The sequence below is a fragment of the Pseudomonas sp. B21-051 genome, assembly GCF_024748795.1.
In the GTDB taxonomy this organism is placed as follows: Bacteria; Pseudomonadota; Gammaproteobacteria; order Pseudomonadales; family Pseudomonadaceae; genus Aquipseudomonas; species Aquipseudomonas putida_A.
This window is the reverse complement of sequence record NZ_CP087166.1, coordinates 3,696,663-3,708,667: the sequence shown is the minus strand read 5'-3', so window position 1 is coordinate 3,708,667 and position 12,005 is coordinate 3,696,663. Positions and strand designations below refer to the sequence as shown.

At 61.3% G+C, this 12,005-nt stretch carries 11 protein-coding genes; 3 read left to right on the top strand and 8 right to left on the bottom strand.

The window, feature by feature from the left end; all coding sequences use genetic code 11:
- Positions 1-439: 439 nt before the first annotated feature.
- The 6 genes from chrA to LOY52_RS16425 form a co-directional block, all read right to left on the bottom strand.
- Complete coding sequence (chrA, locus tag LOY52_RS16450; protein WP_258675053.1) at positions 440-1,783, bottom strand: chromate efflux transporter; 1,344 nt, start codon at positions 1,781-1,783, stop codon at positions 440-442.
- Between the two features lie 240 nt (positions 1,784-2,023).
- Positions 2,024-2,485, bottom strand: a complete 462-nt coding sequence (moaE, locus tag LOY52_RS16445) for a molybdopterin synthase catalytic subunit MoaE (protein WP_258675052.1) — start codon at positions 2,483-2,485, stop codon at positions 2,024-2,026.
- A 2-nt stretch (positions 2,486-2,487) separates the two neighbouring features.
- Complete coding sequence (locus LOY52_RS16440; protein ID WP_258675051.1) at positions 2,488-2,739, bottom strand: MoaD/ThiS family protein; 252 nt, start codon at positions 2,737-2,739, stop codon at positions 2,488-2,490.
- On the bottom strand, positions 2,736-3,221 hold the full coding sequence (gene moaC / locus LOY52_RS16435; protein WP_258675050.1) for a cyclic pyranopterin monophosphate synthase MoaC: 486 nt from the start codon (positions 3,219-3,221) through the stop codon (positions 2,736-2,738). The genes LOY52_RS16440 and moaC overlap by 4 nt, the downstream gene beginning before the upstream one ends.
- A complete protein-coding gene (fdhD, locus tag LOY52_RS16430; protein WP_258675049.1) occupies positions 3,218-4,063 on the bottom strand; it encodes a formate dehydrogenase accessory sulfurtransferase FdhD in 846 nt (281 codons plus the stop codon). Before fdhD ends, moaC begins: the two co-directional genes overlap by 4 nt.
- A gap of 231 nt (positions 4,064-4,294) precedes the next feature.
- The gene (locus LOY52_RS16425; RefSeq protein WP_258675048.1) at positions 4,295-5,188 is read right to left on the bottom strand and encodes a LysR family transcriptional regulator; all 894 of its coding nucleotides are present in this window, start codon (positions 5,186-5,188) and stop codon (positions 4,295-4,297) included.
- Positions 5,189-5,473: 285 nt separating this feature from the next.
- Here LOY52_RS16425 and moaB point away from each other — a divergent pair, with 285 nt between their 5' ends.
- Both moaB and glp read left to right on the top strand, forming a co-directional pair.
- Positions 5,474-6,013: a molybdenum cofactor biosynthesis protein B gene (gene moaB, locus LOY52_RS16420; protein ID WP_027611709.1), complete on the top strand. Its 540-nt coding sequence runs from the start codon at positions 5,474-5,476 to the stop codon at positions 6,011-6,013.
- Entirely contained in the window at positions 6,010-7,215 is a 1,206-nt protein-coding gene (gene glp / locus LOY52_RS16415) for a gephyrin-like molybdotransferase Glp (RefSeq protein ID WP_258675047.1), read from the top strand. The genes moaB and glp overlap by 4 nt, the downstream gene beginning before the upstream one ends.
- A 122-nt stretch (positions 7,216-7,337) precedes the next feature.
- Here the strand turns inward: glp and LOY52_RS16410 are convergent, their stop codons facing one another.
- Both LOY52_RS16410 and moaA read right to left on the bottom strand, forming a co-directional pair.
- The gene (locus LOY52_RS16410) at positions 7,338-8,237 is read right to left on the bottom strand and encodes a bestrophin family protein (RefSeq protein WP_258675045.1); all 900 of its coding nucleotides are present in this window, start codon (positions 8,235-8,237) and stop codon (positions 7,338-7,340) included.
- Between the two features lie 35 nt (positions 8,238-8,272).
- Positions 8,273-9,271, bottom strand: a complete 999-nt coding sequence (gene moaA, locus LOY52_RS16405; RefSeq protein WP_258675044.1) for a GTP 3',8-cyclase MoaA — start codon at positions 9,269-9,271, stop codon at positions 8,273-8,275.
- A gap of 357 nt (positions 9,272-9,628) precedes the next feature.
- Between moaA and LOY52_RS16400 the strand changes: the two genes are divergently transcribed.
- Positions 9,629-11,953: an FdhF/YdeP family oxidoreductase gene (locus LOY52_RS16400; RefSeq protein WP_258675042.1), complete on the top strand. Its 2,325-nt coding sequence runs from the start codon at positions 9,629-9,631 to the stop codon at positions 11,951-11,953.
- Positions 11,954-12,005 lie beyond the last annotated feature (52 nt).

The following is a 12,005-nucleotide window of genomic DNA, read 5'->3' as shown; positions in this document are numbered from 1 at the left end:
AAATGGAGATCAGTCAGACGTGACACAGAACCTGTGGCGAGGGAGCTTGCTCCCGCTGAGTCGCGAAGCGGCTCTCGCTTTTTGATTCAGAGGCAGGGGGACTGCTACGCAGTCCAGCGGGAGCAAGCTCCCTCGCCACAAATGGATCTTTTCTGACTGTCGGAGTCAGCAGGCGATATCCGGCGGGCGTGCGGAGTGACGCAGCTTGGAACGGCGCAGGGCCATGGGGAGATTGACGATGCGATTCATGCGCGGCCCCTGTGACAGAGGGCGCACACAGCGGAGACGTTCAACCTTTCTGGTTGTTGTGGTGACGTGCTCATAACGCGTGTTTCCGTTGGCGGAAAACGTCGGTGGCGGGCTGGCCCCGTCCACCGGTGTGCCCGGATAGTAAGGGGGAATTCGCGCGCGTGTAAACGGGAGATTCGCAGGCCAGGGTTCAGCGCATCAGATGAAAACCCAGCCCGGCGAGGGCGCAAACGATCAACACTTCGATCACCCCGCGCTTGAAAATGAACAGCGCCAGTGCCGCCAGCAGCGCCAGCCCGATCGAAAACAGATCCGCATGCCCGGCAAAACCGCTCGGCCAGAACACGTGGTAAGCGAAGAAACACGCCAGGTTGAGAATCACCCCGACCACCGCAGCGGTGATCGCGGTCAGCGGTGCAGTGAATTTCAATTCGTTGTGCGTTGATTCCACCAGTGGCCCGCCGGCGAGGATGAACAGGAACGAGGGCAGGAAGGTGAACCAGGTCACCAGCGTCGCCGCCAGTGCGCCGGCGGCGAACGCATGTTGCGCGCCGAATGCCGGTTGCACGTAACCGCCGATGAAACCGACAAACGCCACCACCATGATCAGCGGCCCGGGCGTGGTTTCGCCGAGGGCGAGGCCGTCGATCATCTGCGTCGGCGTCAGCCAGCCGTAATGCCCGACCGCGCCCTGATAGACATAGGGCAACACCGCGTAAGCGCCACCGAAGGTCAGCAGCGCAGCCTTGGTGAAGAACCAGCCCATTTGCGTCAACGTACCGTCCCAGCCGAACAGCGCGGTCAGCAGCGCCATCGGTAAACACCACAGTGCCACGCCAACCAGCAGCAGACGCCACAGTTTCGGCAGGCTGAAGCGCGCATGTTCAGGTGTTGGTGTGTCGTCATCGATCAGCGCCGGGCCGAAGGATTTGCCGCTGCCGCGCTGCCCGCGATTGTCGAAGCGCTGCGGTGCCAGTCGCCCGCCGGCATAGCCGATCAACGCGGCACCGAGCACAATCAGCGGGAACGGTAGATTGAAGGCAAAAATCGCCACGAATGACGCCCCGGCGATCGCCCACAGCCAACCGTTTTTCAGCGCTCGAGAACCGATGCGATGTGCCGCGTGCAAGACAATCGCGGTCACCGCCGGTTTGATCCCGTAGAAGATCCCGGCCACCACCGGCATATCGCCAAACGCGATGTACACCCACGACAGCGCAATCAGGATGACCAGCGACGGCAGCACGAACAGCGCCCCGGCAATCACCCCGCCCCAGGTGCGATGCAACAGCCAGCCAATGTACGTCGCCAGTTGCTGGGCTTCGGGGCCGGGCAGCAACATGCAGTAATTGAGGGCGTGCAGAAAGCGCCGCTCGGAGATCCAGCGCCGGCGCTCGACCAGTTCCTGATGCATGATCGCGATCTGCCCGGCCGGGCCACCGAAACCGATGCAGCCGAGTTTCAGCCAGAAGCGCCAGGCCTGGCGCAGCGTGACGGGAGCGGGGCGGGGCAGGTTGTTGGGCGCTGTGCTCAAACGAGACTCCGGAGTTTAATTCTGGCGGAGTGGCTATCTAATCAGACTTTCAACCCTCACCCCAGCCCTCTCCCAGAGGGAGAGGGGGCCGACCGAGGTGTCTGGCGTTATCCATCGACCTGAAAGATCGAGTCGATTATGGATTCAGAGCCAATCTTTCAATTCGGTGAATTTCTTCAATATCCCCCAACCAGTCCCCTCTCCCTCGGGGAGAGGGCTAGGGTGAGGGGCTTTTGCTCTTCAGGTATGCGCCAGACTCCAGCGCAGCGTCGCATTCTGGTCGCTCTCCCGCGCCTCGACCCAATGCGAACCTTGCGCCGTGCTCTCGCGCTTCCAGAACGGCGCACGGGTCTTGAGCACATCCATGATGAATGCGCAGGCTTCGAACGCCATGTGCCGGTGCTTGCTGCTGACACCGACGAACACGATCGGCTCGCACACCGACAATGCGCCGACCCGATGCACAATCTCCACTCCCAGCAGCGGCCAGCGCTCGCGCGCCTCGTCGGCGATCTGTTCGAGAGCCTTTTCCGTCATGCCCGGATAGTGTTCGAGGAACAGCTCATTCACGCTCTGGCCAATGTTCAGATCGCGCACATAGCCGATGAAATTCACCACCGCGCCGACCCGTGGATTGCGCGCATGCAGGTCGGCGGTCAACTGGCCGACGTCGAAGCTTTTGTACTGGACTCGAACCGTCATGCTTAGCCCCCGGTGACCGGTGGGAAAAACGCGATCTCGTCGAAGTCTTCGATCGCCGCGCTCGGTTGGCACAGCTCCTGATTCAACGCGCACATCAAGTTGCCGGCGCCGAGCACTTCGCGCCATTCCTCACCACGCGCCATGAGCATCTGCCGCACGTCCTCGATGCAGGTCAGGTTGTCGCTCAGGGGGATTTTTTCCCCGCCCAGATTGAGGCGATCACGGTAGCTGGCGAAGTAGTTGATCAGGATCATTGCGCGTCCTCCCATTGAAAGTGTCCGGAGCGGCCGCCCTGTTTGCTGAGCAGGCGGATGTCGCTGATGACCATGGCCCGGTCCACGGCTTTGCACATGTCGTAAATGGTCAGCGCCGCGACGCTGGCGGCAGTCAGGGCTTCGAGTTCGACGCCGGTCTGGCCGGTTAAGCGGCAGGTGCTGGTGATCTGCACGCGGTCCGGTTCGCAGGCCGTGATTTCAACGTGAATCGAGCTGAGCAGCAGCGCATGGCACAGCGGGATCAATTCGTGGGTGCGCTTGGCCGCCTGAATCCCGGCGATGCGCGCCACGGCGAAAACGTCGCCCTTGGGGTGACCGTTGGCCTGGATCATCTGCAGCGTTTGCGGTTGCATCTGCACCCAGGCTTGCGCCGTGGCTTCGCGGCGGCTCGCGGCTTTGTCGCTGACATCGACCATGTTGGCGCGGCCCTGATCGTCGAGGTGGGTGAGGGTGTTGCTCATGGGGAAAGCTCCTGGATCGGGCTGTAGATTCGGGGGGCGTTGCGGTGCGGCACGTGGATCAGATTCAGGTGATGTTTGAGCGCCCAGCGCACGGTCAACGCGGTGGGGGCGGACAGGCTGACGAGGGTGCCGAGACGGGCGCGCACGGCTTTGTGGATCAGCTCCAGGCTGCAACGGCTGGTGACCACCACGAAGCCCTGGCGCACATCGACGTCTGCGCTGTGCATCGCACCGATCAGCTTGTCGAGGGCGTTGTGCCGGCCAATGTCTTCGCGGCACAGCAGCGCCTCACCACTGGCAGCGAAGTACAGCGCCGCGTGCAGGGCGCCGCTGCTGCGGGCCAGTTGCTGAGCCTGTTCGATGCGTTGGCGGATACCGTCGAAATGCGCGGCCGGTGGCAGGGCGCAGGGTTGCAGAATGTCCAGTTGCGGCAACGCCTGCTCCAGCGCTTCGACGCCGCAAATGCCGCAACCGCTGGTGCCGGCCATTTGTCGGCGATGATCTTTCAGTGCCCAGAACGCGCGGCTGGAAATCTGCACGTCAGCCTGACAGGCCTGATCGAAATGGCTCAGGCGAATGTCGTAAATCTCGTCGACGCTGTCGATGATCGCGTTGCTCAGGGCGAAGCCCCGGATGAAGTCTTCGAGGTTGCCGGGCGAGACCATCATCACCGCCTGGCTCAGGCCATTGAAGGTGATCGCCAGGGCAATTTCCGCAGCCAGGGCAGCGTGCGAGAGCGGGGCGTGCGGCAGGTATTCGCGAAACGCCACCTGTGATGGTGGGGGCGCGGGGGCGTTGGGTTCGGTGTTGGGTTCGGTGGTGGTTTCGACGTGGCAGAGCATCTTGAAAAGTCCCGAAGCGCTGAAGTGAGTTCAGGCTACGGGGGAGTCAAAAGTGCGTCCAATCGCTTGTTCTGATGCGGTGATCGGGCGGATCTATCACCACAGCCTCCCGTGTAGGAGCTGCCGAAGGCTGCGATCTTTTGATCTTGATTTTTGTTTTCAAGATCAAGATCAAGATCAAGATCAAGAGATCGCAGCCTTCGGCAGCTCCTACATGGGTTTGTGTCCGGATTAAATTGCCTCGACTCCAAACATCTTCCGCGCCTCGGCAAAACACTTCTCGGCAATCGCCGAGCGCGGTTCGGTCTTGCGCATGATCAGCCCCAGTGGCGCGAGCACGCTGGCGTCCGGCAGTTGCATGAACGACAGGTGTTCGATCGGCTCTTCCAGCCCGCTGTCCAGCGGCATGATCGAGCAGCAGAAACCCTGGTGGATCGCCTGTAGCAGCTGATAGGTCGAATCACTTTCCATGATCGGCTGCGGATTGAGCCCGCGACTGCGGAAGCTCAGGTCGATGGATTTGCGGTAATGCATGCCGGTGGTGATCATCCCCAGCGGCAGTTCGGCGGCGTCTTCCCAGCTCATTTCCGAGCCTTCGAAATGGAAGTGGCGGTTGTCATAAAGCAGCCCGACGCGGGTTTCGCCGATCTCGAAAAAATCGAAATAGTTCGAGTTGACGTGGTCCAGGTAGCACACGCCCAGGTCCAGTTGGTTGTTGCCAAGGCCGGCGATGATCTCGTCGGAACTCCCCGACGACAGACTGAATTTCAGCTCGGGATAGGTCCCGGACAAACTCTGAATGTAATTGACCGGGTTGAAATTGCTCAGCGGCACCAGACCCAGGCGCAAGCTACCGACCAGTTGCCCGCGGCACGCCGCCGCTTCGGCGAACAGACCGTCATGCGCGGCCAGCAGCGTGCGCGCCCAGGCCAGTACCCGTTCGCCGGCCTGAGTGAAACCTTCAAAGCGCTGACCGCGATTGACCAGCACCAGATCCAGCTCATCTTCCAGATTGCGCAGGCGCATCGACAGGGTCGGCTGGGTGATGTGGCAGCGTGCGGCAGCCTGGCCGAAGTGTCGGGTTTCGTCCAGTGCGATCAGGAACTTGAGTTGTTTGATGTCCACGCAGGCACCTGTTCGTTGAGAAATTGGATTGAGTATTGACGCAGAAGCGCACAGCGCACGAAAAACGCGAGGTGCGACGATCTCATCTGACCGTGTTTGCGTCCAATCGGAAGAGTTGAAAAGTCTATCGATCGGCTCTATCGCCCATGGTTTCAAAGGCTTTGGCCAAGGTCAACGGCACCGATAGAGCAGGTCGATAATGTGGTTGGCCAGAGTGATTAGACAGTACTCATAAGTGGCACTTAGGCTGCTCGGCAATCTGATCGACTACTGCCGGAGATTCTCATGAGTGCGAAAGCGGATGCCCTGTTTGTTCCCCTGAACATTGCCGTACTGACCGTCAGCGATACTCGCGATTACGCGAGCGACACGTCCGGCCAATTGCTGGTCAGCCGCTTGCTGGAGGCCGGTCATACCCTGAGCGAGCGCAACCTGCTCAAGGATGACCTGTACAAGATTCGCGCCCAGGTCGCGCACTGGATTGCCGACGACAGCATTCAGGTGGTACTGATCACCGGCGGCACCGGCTTCACCGGCCGCGACAGCACGCCGGAAGCGGTGGCCTGTCTGCTCGACAAGCAGATCGACGGGTTTGGCGAGTTGTTCCGCGCCATTTCGATTCTCGACATCGGCACCTCGACCGTTCAAAGCCGCGCGCTGGCCGGGCTGTCCAACGGCACGCTGGTGTGCTGCCTGCCGGGTTCGACCGGTGCCTGCCGCACCGCGTGGGAAGGCATCCTGGCCGAGCAACTGGATAACCGCCATCGCCCGTGCAACTTTGTGCCGCACCTCAAATCAGTCGCCGCCTGTGGGCCGCGCGGATGAGCAAGGCAGGGTTGATGCCGGTCGAGGACGCCCTCGACCAGTTGCTTGGCATGGCCAATGAGCAACGTCTGGCCGACAGCGAAATACTGCCGCTCGACCAGGCACGTGGGCGGGTGCTGGCCAGTGATCTGGTCGCCTCGCTCGACCTGCCGCCATGGCCGAACAGTGCCATGGACGGTTATGCCTTGAACCTGGCCGATCTGCATCGCCAGCCGTTGAAGGTGTCGCAGAAGGTCTACGCCGGCCAGGCGCCGGACGCGCTATTGCCCGGTACCTGTGCGCGGATCTTTACCGGCGCGCCACTGCCGCCGGGCGGCACCTGCGTCGAGATGCAGGAGAACGTCGAAGTGCTGGAGGACGGTCGCGTGCGTTTTTTGCAGCCGCTGAAAGCGGGGCAGAACATTCGTGCGCAGGGGCAGGAAAACCGCATCGGCGACATCCTGCTGCGCGCCGGCAAACGCCTCGGGCCGTTCGAACTGGCGGTTGCCGCCGGGCAGGGGCTGGCGCAGTTGCACGTGGTGCGTCGCCCGCGTGTGGCGCTGCTGTCCACCGGTGACGAACTGGTCGAGCCGGGCCTGCCGCTGCGTCCCGGCAGCATCTACAACAGCAATCGTGTGCTGCTCGGCCACTGGTTGAAGGAACTGGGCTGCGAGGTGATCGACGCCGGGATCCTCCCGGATCGCCCGGCACAGACGCGGCTCAAACTTGAGCAATTGCAAGTGGCGGCTGATTTGATTCTCACCACCGGCGGTGTGTCTGCCGGCGATGCCGATTGCCTCGGGCAGGTGCTGCGCGAGGACGGCAAACCGCTGCTGTGGAAGCTGGCGATCAAGCCTGGCAAACCGCTGACCGTGGGCCATTTCGGCACGGTGCCGGTGATTGGCCTGCCGGGCAATCCGACCTCGGCGCTGGTGACCTTCGGTCTGCTGGCGCGGCCGTATCTGCTGCGCATTCAAGGCGTGGAGGAGGTCATGCCGTTGAGCTTCACTGTGAATGCCGGGTTCGCCTGGAACAAGGCTGGCAGCCGTCGAGAGTATCTGCGGGTGCGGCTGGACGCGGGGCGCGCGGTGTTGTATCCGAACCAGAGTTCCGGCGTTTTGCTCGGAGCGACCTGGGCCGATGGGCTGGTGGAGGTGCCGGAAAACAGCACCCACGGCATTGGCGATCCGCTGCGTTTCATTCCCTTCAGCGAACTGTTTTAAAGCGAAGATCAAAAGATCGCAGCCTTCGGCAGCTCCTACAGGAAACGCATTCCACTGTAGGAGCTGCCGAAGGCTGCGATCTTTTTTGTAATGCAACCCTGTGGGAGCTGGAAAACGTAGTATCAGCTCAGCACATAGTCCACCGGCAGCAGCATCGGCGGCAGGTCTGTCTCCCCCAGCTCGGAGAGGATGTCGCGCTCGATGGTGCGCACCAGCGAGTCAGTCGCCAAATCGTTTTCGTCGCGGCCGAACGGGTCTTCCAGTTCGTCGGCAATCGCATCCAGACCAAAGAACGTGTAGCTGACAATCGCCGTGAACAGCGGGGTCAGCCAGCCCAGCGGTTCGGCCATGGCGAACGGCAGCAGGATGCAGAACAGGTAGATCGTGCGGTGCAGCAGCAAGGTGTAGGGGAAGGGCAGCGGGGTGTTCTTGATCCGTTCGCACACCGCTTGTGCCTGAGTCAGGCTGGTCAGGTGATTGGCCAGTAGCATGTAGCGCCACTCGCTCAGTTCGCCATTCTGGTGCAGGTCGGAACACTGCTGGCCGACCTGCTGCAGAATCCTTCCGCTGTAGTCCGGCACCTGCGCATCGTGTTGCGGGGTAATCCACTTGCTGCTGGCCGCCGCTTCGCTTTCCCGGCGCAACCGCGCATTCAGCGCATGAGCAAACCCGCAGAGGTTGAGCAGTAACGGCTTGCGCTGCGCCGATTCGCGGATGACATGGGTTTCGCGAATCACCGAACGAATGTGCACCAGCACATCCCCCCAGGCCTTGCGCGCTTCGTACCAGCGGTCGTAGCAGGCGTTGTTGCGAAAATTCATGAAGATCGACAGTGACAGCCCAAGCAGAGTGAACGGCGTGGCGTTGACCTTGGTGAAGTTGCTCGGATGGAGCATTTCAATCAGCACGATGGCAGAAGCCAGCAGGGTGACCATCAGGGTGCGCAGGGCGATGCGTTTGGCAATCGACCCCTTGAGGGTGAAGAGGATGGCGAATTGGTTGACCTTGGGTCTGATGATCATGCTGGGCGATCCCGGTTACGCAGGGTGAGGGCGGCTCAGCCGCCGGTCATGTTCATGAAGCGCACGACCTGAACGTCGTCGTTCACTTCGAAATTGTGTCGATACGGCTTGAGCTTCATCGCCTCGATAATGGCCTTCTCAAGCCGCTCTGGTTGCCCCGGATGAGCGCGCAGCACGGCTTTGAGATCCACCGAATGCTCGTTACCCAGACACAGTAGCAGGCGCCCCTCGACAGTCAGCCGCACCCGGTTGCAAGTACCGCAGAAATTGTGGCTGTGCGGCGAGATAAAGCCCAGACGAATGTCCGGCGCCTCGGCCAGCCGCCAGTAGCGCGACGGGCCTTGGGTCGATTCGGCGGAATCGATCAGGGTGTAGCGCTCGGCGATTTTTTCGCGCACCTGGGCACTGGAGAAAAACGACTCGGCGCGGCTGTGTTCGCTGATGATCCCCAGCGGCATTTCCTCGATGAAGGAGACGTCGAGCTGGCGGTCGATGGCGAAGCTCACCAGATCGTTGATCTCCTGGTCGTTGCGCCCCTGCATCACCACCACGTTGAGTTTGGTTCGGGTGAAACCGGCCTTGCGCGCCGCATCGATGCCGTTGATCACCTGCGCCAGATCACCGGTGCGGGTCATTTGCCTGAAGCGCTCCGGGTCGAGGCTGTCGAGGCTGATGTTCAGGCGCTTGACCCCGGCGTCGAACAGCGGCGCGGCGAGTTTGCCCAGCTGCGAGCCATTGGTGGTCATGCACAATTCACGCAGGCCGGGCAGGGCGGCGATCTGCTCGCACAGCTTGACCACGCCCGGACGAATCAGCGGCTCGCCGCCGGTCAGGCGAATCTTGCGCGTGCCCAGTGCCACAAAGCTCTGCGCCAGTTGATAGATCTCCTCCAGCGTCAGCACTTGCTGGCGCGGCAGGAACTGCATGTCCTCGGCCATGCAATACACGCAGCGGAAGTCGCAGCGGTCGGTGACCGACATGCGCAGATAGTCGACGCGGCGGTTGTAACCATCGATCAGGACACGCTCTGACATGACAGCCTCGCAGAAGTGGGAAGTCCGCAGTGACGGAACTGGTTAGCGCAGATTATGGGCAACTTCAGATCTCGTCCAATCACTGTTTATGACCGCTTGATTGAGCGCGTCGATGATCAATTATTTTCTCTCGGAAGTTACCGTTTTAGTTTCGCAACGCCTCGTAAATAAAGGGTTTTTCGCCGTGATAGAGGGTTTCGATAATGTGGTCATAAATAGCGATTAGACAATGTTTTGTAACGGTTCATATCCTTGCTCCGGTAACTGAAACGACCACTTTATTGCTGTGCAAAGTCGGCCGTCGCTGTTTAACCAAGATCAGGTTCATGCCTGTGTGCATCGTCATGGAGATGTCCCATGTCACAAGTCGACCGTTACAAACCTTACAAGGGAGCCGCTGCCGGTTGGGGGGCTGTGATCAGCCTGACCAAAAGCTGGCTGGGCAGTGAAAACGCCCTGAAAAACATCCGCGCCATGCTCAAGACCAACCAGAACGGCGGCTTCGACTGCCCGGGCTGTGCGTGGGGTGAAGCGCCCGGTGCGAGCATGCTCAAGTTCTGCGAGAACGGCGCCAAAGCGGTGAACTGGGAGGCTACCGGGCGCTTGGTCGATCCGGCGTTCTTCAACAAGTACACGGTGTCGAGCCTGGCCGAACAGAGCGACTACTGGCTGGAATATCAGGGTCGCCTGACCCACCCGATGCGTTACGACGCGCGGGTCGACCGCTATGTGGAAACCACCTGGGAAGACGCGTTCGCGCTGATCGCCGAACACCTCAAGGGCCTGAAATCGCCGCACGAGGCCGAGTTCTATACCTCGGGCCGGGCCAGCAACGAAGCGGCGTTTCTCTATCAGTTGTTCGTCCGGGCCTTCGGCACCAACAACTTCCCCGACTGCTCAAACATGTGCCACGAAGCCAGTGCGGTGAGCATGGGCGAGACACTGGGCGTGGGCAAAGGCACCGTGGTTTATGAGGATCTGCACCACGCCGACGCGATTTTCGTCATCGGCCAGAACCCCGGCACCAACCATCCACGCATGCTCGAACCACTGCGCGAAGCGGTGAAACGCGGCGCGAAAGTGGTGTGCATCAACCCGCTGAAAGAGCGTGGCCTGGAACGTTTCCAGAACCCGCAGAACCCGATCGAAATGCTCAGCAACGGCTGGGAAGCGACCAACACCGCGTACTTCCGCCCGGCGCTGGGTGGCGACATGGCGATGATCCGCGGCATGGTCAAATTCCTTCTGCAGTGGGAGCGTGAAGCCCAGGCCAGCGGTGGCGAACCGGTGTTCGACCATGCGTTTATCGCCGAGCACACCTCGGGTCTGGACAGTTACCTGGCAGAAGTCGACGCCACGACTTGGGAGCACATTCTCGAGCAATCCGGCGTGCCGCTGCACGACATCGAACTGGCCGCGCGCATGTATGGCCGCGCCAAAAGCGTGATCATGTGCTGGGCCATGGGCCTGACCCAACACGTGCACTCGGTGCCGACCCTGCAGGAAGTCATCAACCTGCAACTGCTGCGCGGCAACGTTGGCCGGCCGGGCGCCGGCCTGTCGCCGGTGCGCGGTCACAGCAACGTGCAGGGCGACCGCACCATGGGCATCAATGAACTGGCGCCGAAGGAGTTGATGGATGCGCTGGAAAAACGCTTCAACTTCAAAGTGCCGCGTATGCACGGGCACAACACGGTGATGGCGATCGGCGCGATGGAGCGGGGCGAGGCCAAGGTGTTTATCGGTCTGGGCGGCAACTTTGCCCAAGCCACGCCGGACACCCCGCGCACCCACGAAGCGATGCGCAAACTCGACCTGACCGTGCACATTTCGACCAAGCTCAACCGCAGCCATCTGGTCACCGGACGCGACGCATTGATCCTGCCGTGCCTCGGTCGCACCGACATCGACATCCAGGCCGAAGGCCCGCAAGGCGTGACCGTGGAAGACACCTTCAGCATGGTGCATTTGTCGTTCGGTCAACTGAAGCCGAAGTCGGCGCACTTGAAATCCGAGCCGGCAATCATTGCCGGAATCGCCGCCGCCACGTTAGGCAAACATCCAATCGATTGGGAGTGGGCGGTGGGCGACTACGGGCGCATTCGCAACCTGATCGGCGACGTGATTCCGGGCTTCGAGAACTTCAACGAAAAACTGCTGACCCCGGGTGGCTTCCACCTCGGCAACGACGCCTCGGACCGGGTCTGGAACACTGAGTCGGGCAAAGCCCAGTTCACCCCGTGCGTGCTGCCGGAACACCTGATCAGCGAAGGTGTGCGCAACTTGCCGGTCAAGCCGGATCTGATCCTGCAGACCATGCGTTCCCACGATCAGTACAACACCACGCTGTACGGCCTCGACGACCGTTATCGCGGGGTCTACGGCATGCGTGACGTGATCTTCGCCAACGAACAGGACATCCAGCGACTTGGTTTCGAACCGGGGCAGAAGGTCGATCTGGTGGCGCTGTGGGATGACGAGCGCGAACGTCGGGTCAGCGGTTTCACCCTGATCGCCTACGACATTCCGCCCGGTCAGGCAGCGGCGTACTACCCGGAAACCAACCCGCTGGTACCGCTGGAAAGCTACGGCGACCGGACCTACACGCCGACCTCGAAATTCGTCGCGATCCGCCTCGAAGCGGCCAAGGTCAGCAACCTGATCCCGTCGTCGGTGGCCTGACCCGCTACTTATAAAAATACTGGCAATTTGACTGGCTGCAGGCGTTCGCGCC